The organism is Bradyrhizobium sp. 482_C4_N1_8, assembly GCF_052075965.1.
Classification (GTDB): Bacteria; Pseudomonadota; Alphaproteobacteria; order Rhizobiales; family Xanthobacteraceae; genus Bradyrhizobium; species Bradyrhizobium barranii.
On the sequence record NZ_CP197231.1, the window covers coordinates 7,203,085 to 7,221,660 of the forward strand.

General features: G+C 64.2%; 22 protein-coding genes, 1 tRNA gene and 1 pseudogene. 13 read left to right on the forward strand and 11 right to left on the reverse strand.

Going from position 1 to position 18,576, the window contains the following annotated elements; translation table 11 throughout:
- Window positions 1–35: 35 nt before the first annotated feature.
- From AB7Z56_RS34155 to AB7Z56_RS34180, 6 genes and pseudogenes are all read right to left on the reverse strand, one after another.
- On the reverse strand, window positions 36–236 hold the full coding sequence (locus AB7Z56_RS34155) for a hypothetical protein (protein ID WP_014497279.1): 201 nt from the start codon (window positions 234–236) through the stop codon (window positions 36–38).
- A gap of 139 nt (window positions 237–375) precedes the next feature.
- Window positions 376–795, reverse strand: a complete 420-nt coding sequence (locus AB7Z56_RS34160; protein ID WP_063984969.1) for a hypothetical protein — start codon at window positions 793–795, stop codon at window positions 376–378.
- A gap of 140 nt (window positions 796–935) precedes the next feature.
- Window positions 936–2,129 (reverse strand): MFS transporter, encoded by a 1,194-nt coding sequence (locus AB7Z56_RS34165; RefSeq protein ID WP_231144373.1) that lies wholly within the window; start codon window positions 2,127–2,129, stop codon window positions 936–938.
- Between the two features lie 51 nt (window positions 2,130–2,180).
- Window positions 2,181–2,801, reverse strand: coding sequence for a TetR/AcrR family transcriptional regulator (locus tag AB7Z56_RS34170; RefSeq protein WP_063984971.1), 621 nt, complete (start codon window positions 2,799–2,801; stop codon window positions 2,181–2,183).
- 1,109 nt (window positions 2,802–3,910) lie between these two features.
- Window positions 3,911–4,115, reverse strand: a pseudogene (locus AB7Z56_RS34175) (SOS response-associated peptidase); the annotation flags it as partial.
- Window positions 4,116–4,922: 807 nt separating this feature from the next.
- Entirely contained in the window at window positions 4,923–5,243 is a 321-nt protein-coding gene (locus tag AB7Z56_RS34180; RefSeq protein WP_155795367.1) for a hypothetical protein, read from the reverse strand.
- 993 nt (window positions 5,244–6,236) lie between these two features.
- Here AB7Z56_RS34180 and AB7Z56_RS34185 point away from each other — a divergent pair.
- Together AB7Z56_RS34185 and AB7Z56_RS34190 are read left to right on the forward strand one after the other, a co-directional pair.
- Window positions 6,237–6,671 (forward strand): YybH family protein, encoded by a 435-nt coding sequence (locus AB7Z56_RS34185; RefSeq protein WP_063984987.1) that lies wholly within the window; start codon window positions 6,237–6,239, stop codon window positions 6,669–6,671.
- Window positions 6,672–7,135: 464 nt separating this feature from the next.
- Window positions 7,136–7,315: a hypothetical protein gene (locus tag AB7Z56_RS34190; RefSeq protein WP_371496182.1), complete on the forward strand. Its 180-nt coding sequence runs from the start codon at window positions 7,136–7,138 to the stop codon at window positions 7,313–7,315.
- Window positions 7,316–7,615: 300 nt separating this feature from the next.
- Here AB7Z56_RS34190 and AB7Z56_RS34195 read toward each other — a convergent pair whose 3' ends face one another.
- Window positions 7,616–7,831: a hypothetical protein gene (locus AB7Z56_RS34195; protein ID WP_063984989.1), complete on the reverse strand. Its 216-nt coding sequence runs from the start codon at window positions 7,829–7,831 to the stop codon at window positions 7,616–7,618.
- Window positions 7,832–7,953: 122 nt separating this feature from the next.
- On the opposite strand from AB7Z56_RS34195, the gene AB7Z56_RS34200 reads away from it, so the two are divergent.
- Window positions 7,954–8,280, forward strand: coding sequence for a hypothetical protein (locus tag AB7Z56_RS34200; protein WP_063984990.1), 327 nt, complete (start codon window positions 7,954–7,956; stop codon window positions 8,278–8,280).
- A 185-nt stretch (window positions 8,281–8,465) separates the two neighbouring features.
- On the opposite strand, the gene AB7Z56_RS34205 is transcribed toward AB7Z56_RS34200, so the two are convergent.
- A tRNA-Pro gene (locus AB7Z56_RS34205) sits at window positions 8,466–8,542 on the reverse strand.
- 68 nt (window positions 8,543–8,610) lie between these two features.
- Here AB7Z56_RS34205 and AB7Z56_RS34210 point away from each other — a divergent pair.
- The 6 genes from AB7Z56_RS34210 (at window position 8,611) to AB7Z56_RS34235 (ending at window position 14,578) form a co-directional block, all read left to right on the forward strand.
- On the forward strand, window positions 8,611–9,600 hold the full coding sequence (locus tag AB7Z56_RS34210) for an L-threonylcarbamoyladenylate synthase (RefSeq protein ID WP_063985075.1): 990 nt from the start codon (window positions 8,611–8,613) through the stop codon (window positions 9,598–9,600).
- A gap of 78 nt (window positions 9,601–9,678) precedes the next feature.
- Window positions 9,679–11,106 (forward strand): FAD-binding oxidoreductase, encoded by a 1,428-nt coding sequence (locus tag AB7Z56_RS34215; protein ID WP_063985076.1) that lies wholly within the window; start codon window positions 9,679–9,681, stop codon window positions 11,104–11,106.
- Window positions 11,103–11,543, forward strand: coding sequence for a GNAT family acetyltransferase (locus AB7Z56_RS34220; protein WP_063985077.1), 441 nt, complete (start codon window positions 11,103–11,105; stop codon window positions 11,541–11,543). The genes AB7Z56_RS34215 and AB7Z56_RS34220 overlap by 4 nt, the downstream gene beginning before the upstream one ends.
- A 13-nt stretch (window positions 11,544–11,556) precedes the next feature.
- Window positions 11,557–12,138 carry an NUDIX domain-containing protein gene (locus AB7Z56_RS34225; protein WP_063985078.1) on the forward strand — a complete coding sequence of 194 codons (582 nt, stop codon included), beginning with the start codon at window positions 11,557–11,559 and terminating at the stop codon, window positions 12,136–12,138.
- A 280-nt stretch (window positions 12,139–12,418) separates the two neighbouring features.
- The gene (locus AB7Z56_RS34230) at window positions 12,419–13,348 is read left to right on the forward strand and encodes a glycine reductase (protein ID WP_063985080.1); all 930 of its coding nucleotides are present in this window, start codon (window positions 12,419–12,421) and stop codon (window positions 13,346–13,348) included.
- Between the two features lie 36 nt (window positions 13,349–13,384).
- Window positions 13,385–14,578, forward strand: coding sequence for a CaiB/BaiF CoA transferase family protein (locus tag AB7Z56_RS34235; protein ID WP_063985081.1), 1,194 nt, complete (start codon window positions 13,385–13,387; stop codon window positions 14,576–14,578).
- Window positions 14,579–14,686: 108 nt separating this feature from the next.
- On the opposite strand, the gene AB7Z56_RS34240 is transcribed toward AB7Z56_RS34235, so the two are convergent.
- Window positions 14,687–15,451, reverse strand: a complete 765-nt coding sequence (locus AB7Z56_RS34240; RefSeq protein WP_063985082.1) for an SOS response-associated peptidase — start codon at window positions 15,449–15,451, stop codon at window positions 14,687–14,689.
- A gap of 63 nt (window positions 15,452–15,514) precedes the next feature.
- Here AB7Z56_RS34240 and AB7Z56_RS34245 point away from each other — a divergent pair, with 63 nt between their 5' ends.
- The 4 genes from AB7Z56_RS34245 (at window position 15,515) to AB7Z56_RS34260 (ending at window position 17,448) form a co-directional block, all read left to right on the forward strand.
- The gene (locus tag AB7Z56_RS34245) at window positions 15,515–16,015 is read left to right on the forward strand and encodes a hypothetical protein (RefSeq protein WP_014497302.1); all 501 of its coding nucleotides are present in this window, start codon (window positions 15,515–15,517) and stop codon (window positions 16,013–16,015) included.
- Between the two features lie 30 nt (window positions 16,016–16,045).
- Window positions 16,046–16,480, forward strand: a complete 435-nt coding sequence (locus AB7Z56_RS34250) for an NUDIX hydrolase (RefSeq protein WP_063985083.1) — start codon at window positions 16,046–16,048, stop codon at window positions 16,478–16,480.
- Window positions 16,481–16,527: 47 nt separating this feature from the next.
- Window positions 16,528–16,905: a TIGR02301 family protein gene (locus tag AB7Z56_RS34255; protein ID WP_011085347.1), complete on the forward strand. Its 378-nt coding sequence runs from the start codon at window positions 16,528–16,530 to the stop codon at window positions 16,903–16,905.
- Between the two features lie 276 nt (window positions 16,906–17,181).
- Complete coding sequence (locus AB7Z56_RS34260) at window positions 17,182–17,448, forward strand: hypothetical protein (protein WP_014497305.1); 267 nt, start codon at window positions 17,182–17,184, stop codon at window positions 17,446–17,448.
- Window positions 17,449–17,644: 196 nt separating this feature from the next.
- Here the strand turns inward: AB7Z56_RS34260 and AB7Z56_RS34265 are convergent, their stop codons facing one another.
- Together AB7Z56_RS34265 and AB7Z56_RS34270 are read right to left on the reverse strand one after the other, a co-directional pair.
- Complete coding sequence (locus AB7Z56_RS34265; protein ID WP_063985084.1) at window positions 17,645–17,965, reverse strand: cupredoxin domain-containing protein; 321 nt, start codon at window positions 17,963–17,965, stop codon at window positions 17,645–17,647.
- Between the two features lie 10 nt (window positions 17,966–17,975).
- Window positions 17,976–18,509, reverse strand: coding sequence for a DUF4142 domain-containing protein (locus AB7Z56_RS34270; protein WP_063985085.1), 534 nt, complete (start codon window positions 18,507–18,509; stop codon window positions 17,976–17,978).
- Window positions 18,510–18,576: the final 67 nt, after the last annotated feature.

The following is an 18,576-nucleotide window of genomic DNA, read 5'->3' on the forward strand; positions in this document are numbered from 1 at the left end:
TCGTCATCGATACGAATACCTGTGATGGTTAACGATCAGGCAGCGCGCTGGACGGCGGCGTAATCCGCGCGCGCGGCGAAATAGGCTTCCAGCTCCGACAGCGCCCGCGCTTCCCACTCGCTCGCCTGCTCCAGAAGCGACCAGCTCTGGCCCGGGCGGAATGCAGCGGTCTGGCGATAGAGCGATGCGATGCCGCGATAGCGGCGCACGTTCTCAAAGATGGCGTGACCGTTCATGTTCAAAAACTCCCTCGTCATTCCCGGGGGAGAAATTGCGGCCAAATCTTTTTCGAAAAGTTAGCGGCGCGCACCAAGCTCGCGGATGGTTGCCGGACTGTTGCGCCGGCGCAACGCGCCCCTTCCGCACGAGGCGGATTTATTGCGAATTCGTTGCCGTGCTCTCGCCCGAGGGCTTCAGCCCGCCGCGGCTGATCATTGCCATCATCTCGCGGCAGAGATCGGCAAGGCCGATCAAGAGCACCGCGAGCAGGCAGAACAGGTTGATGGAATCCGCGCCCGCGCTGGAGAGCGGCATGAACTGGAAGAACGGCGGGATGAACGCCCACCACACCAGCGGAACGGTGAGCAGCGCGGCGAACACCGCCGCCGGCGCGCCCGCGACGATTCCGAGCACGAACAGGCTAGGCAGGAACGCCGCGAAATAGAGCTTGGCGCCGAGTGCGACGCAGACGCCTTGAAGCGCGGCCGACACGGCGACGACGATAAATCCGAGCAGAAACGCCTGCCACGACCATGGCCGTACCCGCGGTACGCCAACCAGTCCCGCACGCCTCATCAGCCTCCCCCTGCCGCCCGTTAACCGGGCTCGCTTGCGACCAAAGTACTACAGCCGCAGGGAAACCGCGAGACGGAAATCGCACGGTGCCGGGCTGCGTATCCAGGGCTTGGTAAACGGCCGCGGGCACGATCGTACCGCTACTCTGTCGCCGCATAGAGCAGGCCCGCGACGGGCAGAGCAAGGCCAATGGCCGACGCCAGCGTCCAGCCGCCTTGCGCGAAGGCCCAGGCGCCAACCGCAGAGCCGGCAGCGCCGGCGGCGAAGAACGTCGCCATATAGAGGCCGTTGAGACGGCTGCGGTGCTCATGCCCGAGCGCGAAGATGGCGCGGAAGCCCAGCACGACGTTCCCCTGGACACCGATATCGATAGCGATCGCGGCCACGACCAGGCAGGCGAGATTCAGCGTCGAGCCGGCCGCACCGACATAGGTCACCAGGAAGCCGGCGGCCGCGAGCAGCATGGCGACCAGCGTCGCGATGCGGCTATGGCCGCGATCGGCGAGCCGTCCCGCGATTGGCGCGGCGAACACGCCGGCGACGCCGGCGAGCGCGAACAGCGCGATGCCGCGCTGGGAGAAGCCGAATTCACTGGCGAGCTGGAGTGGCGCCACCGTCCAGAACAGGGTGAAGGCACCGAACAGGCTCGCCTGATAGAGCGCGCGGCGCCGGAGCAGCGGCGTGGTCCGCGCCAGATGCGGCATCGACAGCAGCAGCGTGCCGTAATGCATGCGCGCGACCGGCTTGCGCTTGGGCAACGTCGTCCACAACACCGCCGCGAGCACGATCATCAGCGCGGCGGACATGAAGAACACCGCGTGCCATGACAGCGCTGCCGTGACAAAGCTCGACACCGGCCGCGCCAGCATGATGCCCAGCATCAATCCGGTCGAGACATTGCCGACGACGCGGCCGCGAATGGCTTCCGGCGCAAGGTGTGCAGCGTAGGGAATGATGATCTGCACGGCGACCGAGCCGAGGCCGATGAACAGCGCGGCGATCAGGAACGGCAGCGCGTGGGTGGCGAACGCGGCGGCCAGAAGCGCCGCGGCGCCGAGCGTGATGACAGAGCAGATCAGCGCGCGGTTCTCGACGAGGTCGCCGAGCGGCACGATGAAGAGAAGCCCCACGCCGTAGCCGATCTGCGTCATGGTGACGATCAGCCCGGCCGCCGCATGCGAGAGGCCGAGCGCGGCGCTGATCGGGGCGATCAGCGGCTGGGCGTAGTAGATGTTGGCGGCGACCATGCCGCAGGCCGCGGCAAGCACGAAGGTCAGTCGCTGCGACACCGCATCCGGCCCGGGTGCGGTCTCGATCGTGGCATTCATCGTCATTCCAACAGACTCCAGATATCGGGAATGATCATTCCCTAATATGACACAAATTCAGTCGAGCAGTTTCATCGCGACGCCGACCAGGCGCTCGCCGTCGAGCGGCAGGCGCGCCTTGCCGACGACGCGCATTCCCTGCGTGATGCAGATCATCAGCCGCGCGGTGTCGTCGGTCGCAACATGGGCGGGAATCGAGCCATCGGCCTGGCCCTCGCGAATGAGGCCGGCGATGAAGGCCTCGTTGGTCTCGAGCTGGGCGTTGACGCGGGCACGGACGTCCGGATCGAGCGCGGCGAGCTCGACCGCGCCGCCGACCACGATGCAGCCGCGACGGCCCTCGATCCCCTGGGAGTGCTCGACATAGGACAGCAACATATGGCGCAGTCGCTCGCGACCGTTGGCGCCGCGCGCCGCCGCGCTGCGGGTCTGCTCCCGGCGCACCGCGGCATAGCGCTCGAAAGCGGCCAGGAACACGGCCTGCTTGTCGCGAAACGCCTTGTAGACACTGCCGGTGGCAAGCCGCATCGCGGCTGTCAGGTCGCCGATCGAGGTGGCATGATAGCCCCGCTCGCAAAATACGCGTACGGCGCGGTCGAGCGCGGTGTCCATGTCGAATTCCCGGGGACGGCCGGGTGGACGGGCAGCAGGCTGGGGACGGCGCGCGGCTTTTTGCATTGCGGGATAATAGGGAATGATTGTTCCCGAATCAAGGCACGGAGTTGTGAATGGGGGGTGGATGGAAGGCACGCTCTCTCCGCATCGTCATTGCGAGCGTAGCGACTTGTCCGCCGAAGCTTCAGCGAAGGCGGAAGCAATCCAGAATCCCTCCGCGGAAAGGCTCTGGATTGCTTCGCTGCGCCCGCAATGACGGAGCAAGGGGCATCGGCGTCGTCCTCCAAGTACCACAGTCATTCCCCGCGACCCGGCTACGCCAAGGCTTCGCCGGGGCTGAGGTCCAGGGCCGCCGAAGCTTTAGCGTAGGCGGCAAGCGGGGAATCCAGTACGCCGCGGCCTCTCGGCTCAATCACAGCCGTCTCTGCAATGCTGGATCGCCCGGTCAAGCCGGGCGACGACAGCGAGTGCCTGGTCGCAGACACGCCTTCGCATCCTCGCGGCCCAATTCGCCCGAGCTTTGCTTGGTCGCTCCACCCTCTCTAAGCCAAGAGGGCGCAGGGAAGGCCGGGTGCTGACCTCGCACCCGCGGTCCGCTGCGCGAAGATGGTGCGCAGGGAAACCGCACAGCAGCAGGTGGTGCCAATCACTCGGCCTTCCCTGCGCGATGGTTGGACGGCTTATGCCGTGCTCTCCCGGGAGCCGAATTCCTTCTGGCCTCCCTCACGCCTGCGAAAGTCACCAGCACCGCGCCGGTTGACGCGACTGCCGCATTCGCAAAGCACTTGACCGTAGCAACGACGGCCAGGACCACACGGTTTTGCCGTACGCACGGCCCGCCATTTCGCCGCAGTTTTTCCAGCCCTGTCGACGGAGCCGGAAACTTGCAGACGAGACGAACCTGACAGCGCCGCTCATCCGGCACGAAGTCTTGGGCTCACGGAGAGCAATCCGCCCTGCCCTTGGCCTCTCGCGCCCGACGCTGCCGCGTCCACCGCAAGCCCGGCTCGCGACAGTGACGACACAAGATCGCCCCTCTTGGTGAGCCGGGATGGGCGACACATACGCCAATTCCGAATTTCGGTAAAGTGGAATATTCTTGCAAGCGCAACTTGACACCGGCGCAGATCGGAATGACCCGGTGTTTTGCCCGACGGCCGGGGTCAGCGGGGCGTGACTGGCAGCACGCCTGTGCGAAGTGGCGGCGGCATGCCCCACCGCATCAACACCATCCTGCGTCTGTGTTGCGGACGACCGGCGCAGGATAGTCGGGAAACACGCCGGGCATCGGTGCGAGGTTGCCGACGTATCGGTTGGCGACGCGAAACAGTGCGGCGACGCAGCTTGGTTCGTCGCGATGCTGTAGAGGTTGCACATGCGGTTCGCGGGCTAACGCTTTTTAAAGTCCGTTAGCTTGCGCAGGTAGTAGCCTTGTCGCTGAACGGCGAGCTTAATGTTCTCACTGACGCTCGCTACTTTTTTCTTCTTATGCCATCTGCCTGACGCGTCGGGAAGCGGAATTGGCAAACCATTTCGCACAACCAACAGATCTCGCCTGGTGTTAAGATACACATCGAACATTCTAAGGCCCCCAGCCGATTGTCAGAGTATCGCGGGGAGCAGAAATAGCAAACAACTCCGCCCGGCCTACGATGGACTAGCACGCCGCTACAGATTGCGGTGGATGGCGTGCCGGCACGCCGGCACAACGGAGGCGACGTAGGACCTGTGTCGCGACTTGAGCGGCGGTCATCATGTGTCGTCATCCAGTGGCGGCTCACCTCACTTGTCGGCCATCTCCTGTTAGACCTTGGCAATCTCTGTGCGCACCTCGAACACACATGCTCGATGGCGCGCCGGGCCGCAAGATCGCTACGTCGCGCACCGTGCAGGATAGATGCCATCAAAACGGTGCCAGCAATGCCGCTTTAGCCACACTTACCGGTGAGGACCTGATCTTGAAACGTAGGAGAGTACGTCATTCCGCTGACCGATCAGTCGCGAAATTATGTTGGCGAACTGAACGAGAGAAAAAATTGCGAGGAATTCCAAAATCATTTCGAAAAGCCTCCGGGTTCGAAAATTCGCTGTCGTAAAACACGCCCCAGCCCGGAGACCGCAAATCTAAAACTGTTTGTTGCGGCGTAAACGCAAAATGGAACAGTTCAACGAAGAAACAATAAATCAGTTGCCTTTCGGCAACAGCATGAGGAGATTGCAGCGTTCTCGAAAACACGCTGTCATTGCCGCGCCGTGCGCAGCATCGGCTTCACTGCGCGACGATTGCCGCCGCTCGCGCCGCAGGTATCGCAGATAAGCGACGCGGCTCTGATCGAGCGGGAAGCCGTCACCTTGCCGCTGGATTACGCCTTCGGCTTCGAGCTTGCCGATGTAGGTCCGGCTGCAATCGAGGTGCTGCGCCAGCGCCGACGCGCTGACGGTCTCGGCGCTTCTGGATCGCGGTCGAGGAACAGGCTTGGCGACGGGCGCGACGGTTTCGGTCATCAGCGTCATTCCTGCTGCATCGCAGCGGGATAGCTCACTTTCGCTTCCGGCGGCAGAGCGGACCATATCCAGATTTGCTGCTGGTCGACCTTGGGCGCGATTGCGCCTAACCGGACCTTGCCATGCGGTCTTGAACTCATTCGTTGACGAGGGCGTGTATTGCCCCGTGACCCAAATCCCTTATGTTTATTCGTAGCAGTGATCGGAGCCGGCCCATGTTTCCGTTAATTGTTGCTGCAATCCTTTATCTCAGCCTCATCTCTGCGTGCGGGCACTATACTGCGAACTATGCCGAACAGAGGGGACGCTCTAGGGCCGCCTGGTTCATCTGGGGCGGATTGCTTTATCCACTCCCCTACATTGCGTTGGCACTCTTACCGCCAGTCCGCCGGGAGACGCCGGTCTAAGTCCGCCTCGCTTGGCGGCTTTTCTTGAGTGTCGCCTTTGGGCCCATCGCGTCATTTCGCTGCAAAGCGCTCGCTGCTCGCTATCGGCGCATAGCGAACGTTCCGGCGTCCCCTGCAACTGCAACCACGCATTTTCTCGCACCAGATATTCTCAATAGGTGCGGTGGCGCGGTCCCCGCGTTTCTTTTTGCCCTCTGAAGAACCCTGACGACCGATTGCGGAGGGACCGCCCATCCTTCGACGGTCGCCGCCAGCCATTGCGGGCATCACGTCATCACCACGACACGGTGCGAGCCATCGACGATGCCGCGTTCGGGGCCGACATTCGCTGGCTTTCTGACCCAAAACAACCGTAGGCATTATTCCGAGAACCGTGTAGCCTCCCCGCACCGTCACGCTCTTTGCTTGCCGGAAGCTGCTGCCCACAAAACGGAGAAACGCCGAACTCTCCGCTTCTCTTCAAATTGCAGCCTTGGTGCCATTGGCAGGCGCGATCTTCAGAACCAGCCATTCACAGATCACCAGCGTGCGCGTCGCATAGGCGCGCCCGACTGGCGGACACGATCAGATCAAAGAGGGCAAAGTCATGAGCAAAAGCTTATCGCTGCTGCTGGTGCTGTTGTTCGTCACTATCGGCCATGCGCGGGCGGACCCGCTCAATGAGGACATGACGAAACTCAATGCGCAATGGGATGCAGCGATCAACGATCCAAATTTCGATGCCTTGCTGCCAATGTATGCCACCGATGCCAGTCTAATCCCGCCCGGCGCACCGCCCGTTTCGGGTGCGACTGCGATACGCGACTTCTTTGCCAAAAGGGGAACGAGCGTCAGAAATCACAAGCTTGAACTTGTTGAGGTTTTGCCAATGGGGAACTACGCATACGTGACCTCCCGCTTCAAAGCTTCCTTGGTCAAAGGCGAGGAAACGACCAAGCTGTCCGGAAGCACCGTTAAGCTTTACGAACACCAGTCCAACGGCGAATGGAAGGTTAAGTCCCACATTTTCGTTCGGGAATAGCCAGCCAAACATTACGAGCCGAATGAGCCGGGATGGGCTACACATACGCCATTTCCGAAATTCGGTAAAGTGGAATATTTGGCGCGATTGGGTTGACAGCAAAGCGAAACACCCGGGCATGCCACCGTCATTCCGGAGCGCGGCGAAGCGGCGAGCTATGATGCGCAATTGCGCATCTGAGATCCCATGTCGCCGCGCAACTGCGGCCCGATGGATTCCGGGCTCAATGCTGCACATCGCCCCGGAATGACGAAGGGGAGAGTGTCACCGCTTCGGCCGCCCGGCAGGCCTTCGCCCTCAGCCGACGCGCTGGCACTCTCCTTGCTGCTCGCCCGCCAATCCCTCAGACCCGCAGTGGGTCTGTTTCATAGTGAGGCGATCCCATGCAATCGACGTCCCGTTTCGAAGCGACCATCCCGACACAGCTCCACGTCCTGATCTCCGATCTGCGTTGGCGCACGCAAATGCTCGACGCCGACATTCAGGAGGAAGAGCGGAGGGCCGGAATCTCCGATCCAAACAATCTCGCCTACCCGATGCTCGCGCAGAACCTGAGAGCCCGGCGCGACAATCTCCAGGTGAGCATCGCGATCCTGGAAAGCCGCATCGAAAAGCGATCAACCGAGTGGCCGAGCGCCGCCTGACGCGGATCGTGCCGGGCCCGACCAGGCACCGCGACGGCATCTACAGAAGGGCGCGGGCGATGGGCGATAGCCCTGTCCGCGCCGGTCAACGCGCAGGAACCCGCGTTGCCCTTTTGCAACGGTTCCCCGCCGTCTGAAGCCGGACAAAAGAAACTCCCATTCCAGCCACGAACCCCGCTCACAACGCCGTGAGACTAGCAGGGGAACTACGATGCGTGCACAGCGCGTTTGGAAAGTGAATGGGGCCGCCAGCATCGGGCAGCTCCAATCGAGACTGGATGACCTGAACAAGCGTCTCGGTCAGCTCGAAAGCCAGCATCCGGCGAACTGGAGGCTCGAAGAACTGAGATCCAGCGCGCTGAGCCTGTCGCGCGAGATCGACGACATCCGCTGCGCCGAGGCGACGGCGGCCTTGAGCGAGCTCTTGCGGAAGTAGAGCTTCGGGCGATTCGAGCGACGCGCAAGGAACCAACCTTCCTCGACGCCATTGCCATGCTGAGCATGGAGCAGAATCATGACCAGGCACCTGACGCGAGCCCATCTCGCGCGCGGGGTGGCCGGCGCGGTGTCCACGCTGGTCCTGTGCGCGACGGCAGCATTCACCATCGCGCACCACTTCGCGCTGTGAGGGATTTTGCATGACATCCGATCCCGAGGAGTCGGTGAGGCTGCAAGGTTTTGGTGAGATGACGTTGCGCACTGCTGTCGCGACGCTGATGGCGCTGGCGCCGCGCGAGCGATCCGACGCCGCCATCTTCCGTGTCCGCGACGACGTGCGTTTGGCCTCGAGCGAGATCGCCGAACTTGCCTCGGACTGGGGCATGACACCGATGGCTGAAGTCAGGTCTCCAAGCCTCGTCCCGGAGCAGCACTGGCCGGACATCGTTCGCGGCATGGTGCGCGAGGCGCCACTGCCGGCACTGATGGTGGCGTTCCTGGTGGGCGTGCTGGTGGCGCGGCGGTAGTCTACTGACCTACTGTCCAGCATCGGACCATCGGCCGGCGAATGTAGAGCCATGCCGCCGCGGCAGATGCCCCTGCCCAACCAAATCGGCCGTGGACCCGCCCCGAAAATCGTTGCAAAAAGGCACTCCCGAGGCGCTGGCGGCCGGTCCGCCAAGCCTCTGGAAAACGTCGACTTTTGGAAGAATGGTCGGAGTGGCAGGATTCGAACCTGCGACCCCTGCGTCCCGAACGCAGTGCTCTACCGGGCTGAGCCACACTCCGACAAGAAGGCGGCTTATAGCGTCGGGTTTGACGCACCGCAAGCGGCCGGCATGAGGAATTTTGTCCCTGTGAAAACGGGTCTTGAAACGCTGATTTTACCGGCCGGCGCGGCCGGCGCGGAAGCTGCCGCCCGGATTTTGGCCGCCGGCGGGCTGGTCGCGTTTCCGACCGAGACGGTCTACGGGCTCGGGGCGGACGCCGCCAATGCCACCGCGATCGCCCATCTTTACGCCGCCAAGGGGCGGCCGGCCTTCAACCCGCTGATCGCCCATGTCGCCGATCTCGCCGCCGCGCGCCGGATCGGGCGGTTCGACGCGCGTGCGTTGAGGCTTGCGGAAGCGTTCTGGCCGGGGCCCCTGACGCTCGTGGTCCCGAAAACGGACGACTGTCCGGTGGCCGAGTTGGCCACCGCCGGGCTCGACACGGTCGCGATCCGCATTCCCGCCCATCCGGTGGCGGAGGCGATCCTGCGCGCCTTCGGCGGGGCCGTGGTGGCGCCGTCGGCCAACATCTCCGGCCATGTCTCGCCGACACTGGCAGCCCATGTCGAAAGCGACCTTGCCGGGCGGATCGACCTGATCGTCGACGGCGGACCTGTTACGGTCGGCGTCGAATCGACCATCGTCGGCTGTTTCGACGCCCCGATGCTGCTGCGCCCCGGCGGGCTGTCGCGCGAGCGGATCGAGGCCGTGCTCGGCGCGCCGCTGGCGCGGCCGCCTGTAGAGGCCGAGAGCGACGACAGCCAGCCGCTGGCGCCGGGCATGCTGGCCTCGCACTACGCGCCGCGCGCCAGCGTGCGGCTCAATGCGCGTGATGTGGCCGCGGGCGAAGCGCTGCTCGCGTTCGGCCCCGATCGCCTGCCGGGCCTGGAGGCCGCCGCCGCTGTCATGAATTTGTCGCCCGCGGCTGATCTCGATGAAGCCGCCACCAATCTGTTCGGCTATCTTCGCGCCCTCGATGCGACGAGCCCGCGAGCGATCGCGGTGATGGCGGTGCCGGAAGAAGGACTTGGCGAGGCCATCAACGACCGGCTGCGCCGGGCCGCGGTCGCCCGATAGCGCATGATCCGGAAAAGTATGCAGCGGTTTTCCGATAAGATCATGCGCAAGAGATAAGAGCGAAGAAGAGACAAGAGCATGAACGTCAATAAATCTGCCACCCCGCCGCTTGCGCCAGAGCTGATCGAACAATTCCGCAAGATCGTCGGCGACCGACATGCCATCACCGACGCGGCCGACATCGAGGCCTACGTTACCGAGGAGCGCAACCTGTTTCACGGCCGCTCGCCGCTGGTCCTGCGCCCGGGCTCGACGGCGGAGGTCTCGGCGATCTGCAAGCTCGCCTCCGCGCACGGAATCGCGCTGGTGCCGCAGGGCGGCAACACCGGGCTCGTCGGCGGCCAGACGCCCCACAACGGCGAAGTGGTGGTGTCGCTGCGCCGGCTCGACAAGATCCGCGAGGTCGACACCGCCTCCAACACCATGACCTGCGAGGCCGGCGTCGTGCTCCAGGTCGCGCAGCAGAAGGCGGCCGACGTGGACCGGCTGTTTCCACTCTCGCTCGGCGCCGAAGGAAGCTGCACCATCGGCGGCAATCTCTCGACCAATGCCGGCGGCACCGCCGCGCTCGCCTATGGCGTGGCGCGCGAGATGGCGCTGGGGCTCGAGGTGGTGCTCGCCGACGGTCGCGTGCTCAACGTGTTGTCGAAGCTGAAGAAGGACAACACCGGCTACAATCTGCACAACCTCTTCATCGGCGCGGAAGGCACGCTCGGCATCATCACCGCGGCCACGCTCAAGCTGTTTCCGAAGCCGCGGGCGGTCGAGACCGCGTTCGTCGGGCTAAAATCGCCGGCGGCGGCGCTGAAGCTGCTGACCATCGCGCAAGGCGAAGCTGCGAACGCGCTGACGAGCTTCGAGTTGCTGTCGGAGATGGCGGTCGACTTCTCGGTCCGCCACGGCATCGACGTGCGCGATCCGCTCGAAGCAAAACATCCCTGGTACGTGCTGATGGAATTGTCCTCGCCCGGCGATGATGCCCGCACGCCGCTGGAGACGATCCTGACGCGCGCCATGGAAGACGAGATCGTCGACGACGCCGTGATCGCGGCCAACCTCACCCAGCGCAACGGCTTCTGGAAGCTGCGCGAGGAAATGTCGTCGGCGCAGAAGCCGGAGGGCGGCTCGATCAAGCATGACATCTCCGTGCCGGTCGCCGCCGTGCCCGCCTTCATCGACGAAGCCAATGCCGCCGTCGTGAAACTGATCCCCGGCGCACGGCCGGTGCCGTTCGGCCATCTCGGCGACGGCAATCTGCATTACAATGTCAGCGAGCCCATCGGCGCCAACACCGCGGACTATCTGGCGCGCTGGCATGAGATGAATGCGGTCGTGTTCGAGATCGTGCTGCGCATGGGCGGCTCGATCTCGGCCGAGCACGGCATCGGCGTGCTCAAGCGCGACGAACTGCCCGAGGTGAAGGACAAGACCGCGATCGAGCTGATGCGCGCGATCAAGGCGATGCTGGATCCGCAGGGCATCATGAATCCGGGGAAGGTGCTGTGAGCGTCTCCCTTACGATCGATGCGATCGATGATGCCGATGTCGAGCCCGTCGTCGCGCTGTGGCAACGCTGCGGCCTGACGCGCCCCTGGAACGATCCGCATGCCGACATCGCGCTGGCGCGGCGGCGCGACAATTCGACCGTTCTGATCGGCCGCGATGGCGGCACGATCGTCGCCACCGCCATGGTCGGCCATGACGGCCATCGCGGCTGGGTCTATTACGTCGCGGTCGATCCCGATGGGCGCAAACGCGGTTATGGCCGCGTCATCATGGCCGCGGCCGAGGACTGGCTGCGCCAGGCCGGCATTTTGAAGCTGCAGCTGCTGGTCCGCCGCGAGAACGCGCAAGCCAATGCGTTCTACCAGTCGCTGGGTTTCGAGGAATCGACCTCGGTGATGTTCCAGAAGTGGCTCGACGGCCGCGCTTCCACAACGTAGCCGGAAAACAGCAATGACCGTATCCGACCGCGTCCGCATCAAGGACGTCCGCGTGCTCTCGGACGGCTGGACCACGCTGAAGACCACGACGTTCGAGTACCGGCGCGCCAATGGCGAGTGGCAGACGCAGCACCGGGAAACCTATGAGCGCGACAACGCCGCCGCCGTGCTGCCGTATAATCGCGCACGGCGTACGGTGATCCTGGTACGCCAGTTCCGCCTGCCGGCCTTTATCCGCGGCTACGACGATCTCCTGATCGAAGCGGCCGCCGGCGTGCTGGACGATGCCTCCCCCGAGGTGCGCATCCGCGCCGAGGCCGAGGAGGAGACCGGCTATCGCCTGCACCACGTCCACAAAGTGTTCGAGGCCTTCATGAGCCCCGGCGCCATCACCGAGAAGCTGCATTTCTTCGTCGCCGAATACGAGCCGGAGATGCGGGTCAGCGACGGCGGCGGCCTCGAGCACGAAGGCGAGGACATCGAGGTGCTGGAGCTCTCGATCGACGAGGCCTTGGCAATGATCGCGGACGGCCGCATCATCGACGCCAAGGCGATCATGCTGCTGCAGTACGCGGCGCTGCATATTTTCAGGTGAGTTACGCTTTCTTCCTTCTCCCCCTGTGGGAGAAGGTGGCGCGAAGCGCCGGATGAGGGGTACGCGTCCGCAAATTCAGAAAGAGCGGACTCGCGGAGAGATACCCCTCACCCGTCTCGCCGCTCCGCGGCGAGCCACCCTCTCCCGCAAGGGGAGAGGGGAAGACAGCGCAATCGGCTCCACTAAGCCTGCAATTCTGCCCTGCGCCGCCCCGCCCCGGTTGAGCAACACCAAAACTATCTCTAGTCTGGCGCGAACCAAGAACCAGGAGACGCGCCCCATGTCCGCTTCGCGCGACGACGAATTCGGCTTTGCGCCCGACTACGACTCCCCCGTCCCCTATATGCAGCGCACGCGCGAATATTACACCGCGATCGGCTACACCACGCCGTATCGCTGGGCGCATTACACGCAGGCGCCGTTCCAGCCGCTGAAGAAACCGTTGGCAAAATCGCGCGTGACGATCATCACCACGGCCGCGCCTTACGATCCCACCAAGGGCGACCAGGGGCCGGGCGCGGCGTATAATGGCGGGGCGAAATTCTACCAGGTCTATGACGGCGACACCTCGAAGCAGCACGATCTGCGCATCTCGCACATCGGCTACGACCGCAAGCACACCACGGCGACCGACAACGGCACCTGGTTTCCGCTGCCGCAGCTCTTGAAGGCATCTGCCGTAGGCCGCATCGGCGAGGTGAGCCAGCGTTTCTTCGGCGCGCCGACCAACCGGAGCCATCGCGTCACGCTCGACACCGACGCGCCGGAAATCCTGGCGCGCTGCCTCGCTGACAAGGTCGATGTCGCCGTGCTGGTGCCGAACTGCCCGGTCTGCCACCAGACCACCGCACTGGTGGCGCGGCATCTCGAGGCCAACGGCATTCCGACCGTGGTGATGGGCTGCGCCAAGGACATCATCGAGCATGCCGCCGTGCCGCGCTTCTTGTTCTCGGATTTCCCGCTCGGCAATTCCGCCGGCAAGCCACACGACGTCGCCTCGCAGGCACAGACGCTGGAGCTCGCGCTGACGCTGCTGGAAAGCGCGAGCGGTCCGCAAACCACGATGCAGTCGCCGCTGCGCTGGAGCGAGGACGCCTCCTGGAAGCTCGACTACAACAACGTCGCACAGCTCTCGCCTGAAGAGCTGGCGCGCCGCCGCGCCGAATTCGACAAGCAGAAGGAGATCGCGCGCGGCAACCGCGCCGCCTGACGTCCTCCGACAACAACAAACTAAGGGGAGAGCGACGTGACGCGACCGTTCGAGGGCGTGAAGATCCTGGACTTCACGCAGGTGCTGGCCGGCCCCTATGCGAGCTACCAGCTCGCGCTTCTGGGGGCCGACGTGATCAAGGTCGAACGGCGCGAGGGCGAGGACATGCGCCGCACACCGCTCAGCCGCGAATGGGCCGAGCGCGGACTCGCGCCGGCGTTCCAGGCCATCAACGGCAACAAGCGCAGCCTGACGCTCGATTTGCAAAAGCCCGACGCGATCGCGATCGTGAAGAAGCTCGTGGCGCAAGTCGACGTCGTCATGGAGAACTTTCGCCCGGGCGTGATGGACAAGCTCGGCATCGGCTACGAGGCACTCTCCGCGATCAATCCAAAGCTGATCTATTGCGCCGTGTCCGGCTTCGGCCAGACCGGCCCGGACCGCCTGAGGCCCGGCTATGACGGCAAGATGCAGGCGCTGTCGGGCATCATGGCGATCACGGGACATCCCGAGACGGGGCCAACGCGCGCGGGTTTTGCGGTGTGCGACGTGCTGTCGGGCGCGACGGCCGCGTTCGGCGTGTCGAGCGCGCTGTACCAGCGCGACCGTACCGGCAAGGGACAGCTGATTGACGTCTCGATGCTTGAGGCGACGATGGCGTTTCTCTCGGGGCAGATCGCGGACTGGTCGGTCGCCGGCCATCGCCAGCAGCTGTCGGGCAACCAGGCCGTCAGCCGTCGGACCACGGCAAATCTGTTCAGATGCGGCGACGGCCACATCCTGCTCGCCGTCAACAACGAGAAGCAGTACCGCGCGCTGATGTCCGCGCTCGGCCGCGAGGACACGCTGTCAGACCCGCGCTTCGCCGACTGGTTCGCGCGCAACGAGAACGAGGGCGCATTGCGCGCCATCATCGAGGAGGCGCTGGCGGCCAGGCCTGCGCGCGAGTGGGAGACAATCCTGGAAGATGCCGGCGCGCCCTGCGCCAGCATCTGGAAGGTCGAGGAGGTCATCGATCATCCGCAAATCAAGGCGCGCGGCGCGATCCAGGAGCTGGATACGCCCTACGGCCGCCTGCGCTTTGCCGGCAGCGGCTTCAAGCTCGGCCATGGCGGCGGCCGGCTGGACCGGATGGCGCCGGAATTGGGTGCGGATACGGATGCGGTGCTGGGCGAGCTGGGGTTCGATGCAGCGGAGATCGCGGCGCTCAGGGCAAAAGAGATCGTGTAGATTGCGTAGGGTGGGCAAAGGCGCAACGCGCCGTGCCCACCGTCTACCCACTTGCTTGAAACACGATGGTGGGCACGCTTCGCTTTGCCCACCCTACGGCACCGCCGCCTAAAACAACGACCCCTGCCCGTCATCTGACGAGCTAGCAGCGACCTTCCGGGCCGCCTTCTTCGGTTTCGCCGCCTCAGCTTCCGCCTCCATCTCCTCCGCGCTGATCGGCAACACGAGCTGATCGTCGTCATTGGCGACGCGGTTGACGCGGGTGGAGACCGGGTGCCAGGCGAATTCACCGATGCGCGGGGTGGACATCAGCGGCAACACGGCATCGACATCGTCGCCGCGGCTGTCGAGCCAGCGCTCGAAATCGCGCGGGCTGATGGTGACGGGCACGCGGTCATGCAGCGCGGCGAGATCCTCGCCCGCCGCCGCCGTGACGATCGCGACGGTGTCGAGCTCCTCACCGTTCGGCCCGACCCAGGTCTCGAATACCGCAGCAAAGCCGAGCGGCTCGCTATCGGCGCGGTGGATGAAGAAGGGCTGCTTGCGGCCACCCTCCGCCTTCCATTCATAATAGCCGTCGGCCGGGATCAGGCCGCGGCGCCTCCGAATCGCGTTCTTGAAGGCGGGCTTTTCCAGCACCGTCTCGGAGCGCGCGTTGATCAGGAGCGTAAATCCCTTGGGATCCTTGACCCAGCTCGGCAACAATCCCCAGCGCATCAAGCGGAAATGGCGCGCGCCATTCTCGAGCAGCACGACCGGAATCGGTTGTGTCGGCGCGACGTTGTACCGTGACGGGAAATTCGGCTGCTCGATGTAGCCGAACAGTTGCCGTAAAGCCGCGGGGGCCGAAGTTATGACGAAGCGTCCACACATCCTTGGGGGCCTATATAGGGTCCGTTCAGGTCCTTTTAACCCCGAACGTTAACACTGCGGCAGATGAGCTCAACGGCCTCCCAACCCGCGCGGACGCATGTACAGACGGGCCCCGAGGCCGCCGCCTGGGCCGAGCGGCTGCGCGTGGCCAACATCAACCCGCGAACCGGGCTTGCCACCGACTATCTCAACCATTTCAATGAAGCCGTGATGCTGCTGGAAATGGTCCCGGACATGCCGGAATGCGCCGAAGATTTTTTGACCTGGTCGCCGCTGTCCTATGCCGAGCATTTCACCGCGTCGAATTTCAAGGCACGGGATCTGGCCATCGAAGCCTATGAGAAGGCCGATCCGAATGTGCGCGCCCAGTTCGACCACATCACTGATACCATGACCTCGATCCTGACAGCGGTCGGCTCGGCCATGCGCGAGGTCGAGAAGGACACGACCCGCGTCCGCCTCGCCGAGCAGGCCACGCTCTGGGTCAAGCCGCTGATCGCGGCCTGCGGCGGCATCATCAATGGCGGCGCGGAAGCCGACGTCGACACCATCATGGCGAATTGAGCCAAGGGCTGTTGAAGGGTTGTTGAAGATATGTCTGCGGTCATCCAGCCCACCCACCCCCAGATCGCGGTCAGCGCCGCCATCTTCCGCGACGGCAAGGTACTTCTGACCCGCCGCGCCCGCTCGCCCGCCAAGGGGTTCTATTCGCTGCCCGGCGGCCGGGTCGAGTTCGGCGAATCGCTGCACCAGGCGCTGGCGCGCGAGGTCGACGAGGAGACCGGGCTCGCCATCGAGATCATTGGCCTCGCCGGCTGGCGCGAGGTGTTGCCGGCCGCAGCCGGCGCCGGCCATTACCTGATCATGTCCTTTGCCGCCCGCTGGGTGGCCAAGGAGCCGGCTCTCAACGACGAGCTCGACGATTACCGCTGGATCGCCCCCGACGCCCTGGCGAGCCTCGGCGACCTCAAGCTGACCGGGGGGCTGGAGGAGGTCATCCTGTCGGCCGCCGGGCTGATCGGGCCCTGACCGCCCCGTCTTGCGTCCTCCGCTCCGAGGGGGCATACACCCCGCCGATGTCCACGCGATTTCTGGCCATTTTTGCCCTGATTCTCGCCTGCGCCTCCGTGCCCACAAGGGCCCAGGACGTGGCGGCGCCGTTTGACGCCGATTTGCAGCGGCTGGCGGAGATTTTGGGCGGCCTGCACTATCTGCGCGGCATCTGCGGGTCCAACGAGGGCAACAAATGGCGCAGCGAGATGCAGGCGCTGATCGATGCCGAAACCCCCTCGGGCGAGCGCCGCACCCGTATGATCGCCGGCTTCAACCGCGGCTATAACGGCTTCCAGCAGACCTATCGGAGCTGCACGCCGGCCGCGACGGTGGCGATCCGCCGCTATATCGAGGAAGGCTCGAAGATCTCGCGCGATCTCACGGCGCGTTACGCGAACTGAGCGCATCTCCTCATCCTGAGGAGCGCGCTCTTCGCGCGCGTCTCGAAGGATGCAAGGCCCCGCTGCCGCAGCACGGCCTCTATGGTTCGAGACGGCGCTAACGCGCCTCCTCACATGAGGGTTTGGCTGTCGAACGCGCATCTGGAACCCTGTCATCGACTTTGTTCACAGCCGTTAACCGTTCCTAAAGATGTGGCCTAGCGGGCGTTAATACGCGTGCTACACCTTTCGTACAGCGCATCGCCGTGGATCGCGCCCCAGCCCTGATCGAGTTTCATGAGCCATTCAGTGTCCTACGCCCCCGCCCGCGCGCCGCTGCCCGATCACGAGCAGAAACAGGCCGCGCTGAGCTATCTCAACGAGGCCTGGGCCGAAGCGCGCCATGATGGCGTCGACGGCGACTGCCTGGCGCAGGCGAGCCTGTTTGCGGCATTCGCCGAGCTCGTCGGTACCTACGGCGAGGATGCGGTGGCGAAATTCGTCGAGGGCTTTCCGGGCCGCATCCGCAACGGCGAATTCTCGGTCACTCTCGCAAGGCAGTAAGCTTCTTGCGAAAAATGACCCCGCCACACGGGCGGGGCCAGTCTACGGATGAATGACTTGGCGAACGGGATCTGGCGAACAGGTTCGCGAAGTCTGCCGCGTTTATCGCACGGAAGCCGCCTCCCCCAGACAAGCATTAGTCTCGCGATGACCGGGAGATATTCCCACTACGATCGGGAATGCACTCCCTCCTCCCTCACGGCGCGACCTTGAGCGTCGCTTTCATGTTGGGATGATAGCGGCAGTAATAGTCGACAATTCCCGCCTTCTTCAGAACAAACGTTGCCGACTTCTTCGGTGGCAGCATCACGTCGAAATCGCCGCTCTTCGCCGTGGCGGTGTGCGCGAACACGTCCTTGTTGATCCATTCGATGGTATCGCCGACCTTCGCGGACGTTTCGGCCGGTGAAACCACGAGATTGTCCATTATGATCTGCATGGTCGCGGCGCGCGCCGGGACGACGATCGACAGCAAGACGACCGCAAGCGCGATCGAAGCGAGGTGTCGCGGCTTCATCCCACACCCCCTATTTCAGCTCGGCCGCGACATGCTCGGCGTGCTGCTGGTGGCCCTGAAAAATCTTCAGGCCGGTCTGCAACAGGCTCTTGAGCTCGGCATTGCCGGCGGACGGGATGAGCTGGGTTTCCAGCGCGCCGTTGACCGCCTTGTGGTAGGCGACCTCGTTCGCGACATAGGCCTTGTCGAAGGCCGCGCCGCTCAGCTTGTCGAGCTCAGCCAGCTTGTCGCTCGCCTGCTTCGACAGCGTCTTGCTGGTATCGTTGTCTTCAGGCGTAACGTTCAGCTTCTTGACCAGCGCCAGCGCCTGCTTGTTGACCGCCTCGTGGTCGCGCAGCATGTCCTCGGCAAACGCCTTGACGTCCTTGTTCTTGGCCTTTTTCTGCGCCTGCTTGGCCGCGTTGATGTCGATCACGCCCGCGGTGTAGGCGATGTGAGCGATCTGCGGATCGGTGGGCTTGTCGGCTGCGCTCGCGCCTTGCAGTAGCGCCGGGCTCGACAACAGAATTGCCGCGGCGATCGCCGCGCTCCATCGGGTGAACATGTTTGAAACTCCTGTGCTGCCGGAGGGTTTGCCGGCGTTGCTTCACAGGCATTGGATGGGATTTTCG

Coding starts and splice junctions, on each gene's coding strand:
- AB7Z56_RS34155 (WP_014497279.1), bottom strand. CDS start 236: ATGAACGGTCACGCCATCTTTGAGAACGTGCGCCGCTATCGCGGCATC.
- AB7Z56_RS34160 (WP_063984969.1), bottom strand. CDS start 795: ATGAGGCGTGCGGGACTGGTTGGCGTACCGCGGGTACGGCCATGGTCG.
- AB7Z56_RS34165 (WP_231144373.1), bottom strand. CDS start 2,129: ATGACGATGAATGCCACGATCGAGACCGCACCCGGGCCGGATGCGGTG.
- AB7Z56_RS34170 (WP_063984971.1), bottom strand. CDS start 2,801: ATGCAAAAAGCCGCGCGCCGTCCCCAGCCTGCTGCCCGTCCACCCGGC.
- AB7Z56_RS34180 (WP_155795367.1), bottom strand. CDS start 5,243: ATGACCGAAACCGTCGCGCCCGTCGCCAAGCCTGTTCCTCGACCGCGA.
- AB7Z56_RS34185 (WP_063984987.1), top strand. CDS start 6,237: ATGAGCAAAAGCTTATCGCTGCTGCTGGTGCTGTTGTTCGTCACTATC.
- AB7Z56_RS34190 (WP_371496182.1), top strand. CDS start 7,136: ATGCTCGACGCCGACATTCAGGAGGAAGAGCGGAGGGCCGGAATCTCC.
- AB7Z56_RS34195 (WP_063984989.1), bottom strand. CDS start 7,831: ATGATTCTGCTCCATGCTCAGCATGGCAATGGCGTCGAGGAAGGTTGG.
- AB7Z56_RS34200 (WP_063984990.1), top strand. CDS start 7,954: ATGACATCCGATCCCGAGGAGTCGGTGAGGCTGCAAGGTTTTGGTGAG.
- AB7Z56_RS34215 (WP_063985076.1), top strand. CDS start 9,679: ATGAACGTCAATAAATCTGCCACCCCGCCGCTTGCGCCAGAGCTGATC.
- AB7Z56_RS34225 (WP_063985078.1), top strand. CDS start 11,557: ATGACCGTATCCGACCGCGTCCGCATCAAGGACGTCCGCGTGCTCTCG.
- AB7Z56_RS34230 (WP_063985080.1), top strand. CDS start 12,419: ATGTCCGCTTCGCGCGACGACGAATTCGGCTTTGCGCCCGACTACGAC.
- AB7Z56_RS34240 (WP_063985082.1), bottom strand. CDS start 15,451: ATGTGTGGACGCTTCGTCATAACTTCGGCCCCCGCGGCTTTACGGCAA.
- AB7Z56_RS34245 (WP_014497302.1), top strand. CDS start 15,515: ATGAGCTCAACGGCCTCCCAACCCGCGCGGACGCATGTACAGACGGGC.
- AB7Z56_RS34250 (WP_063985083.1), top strand. CDS start 16,046: ATGTCTGCGGTCATCCAGCCCACCCACCCCCAGATCGCGGTCAGCGCC.
- AB7Z56_RS34255 (WP_011085347.1), top strand. CDS start 16,528: ATGTCCACGCGATTTCTGGCCATTTTTGCCCTGATTCTCGCCTGCGCC.
- AB7Z56_RS34260 (WP_014497305.1), top strand. CDS start 17,182: ATGAGCCATTCAGTGTCCTACGCCCCCGCCCGCGCGCCGCTGCCCGAT.
- AB7Z56_RS34265 (WP_063985084.1), bottom strand. CDS start 17,965: ATGAAGCCGCGACACCTCGCTTCGATCGCGCTTGCGGTCGTCTTGCTG.
- AB7Z56_RS34270 (WP_063985085.1), bottom strand. CDS start 18,509: ATGTTCACCCGATGGAGCGCGGCGATCGCCGCGGCAATTCTGTTGTCG.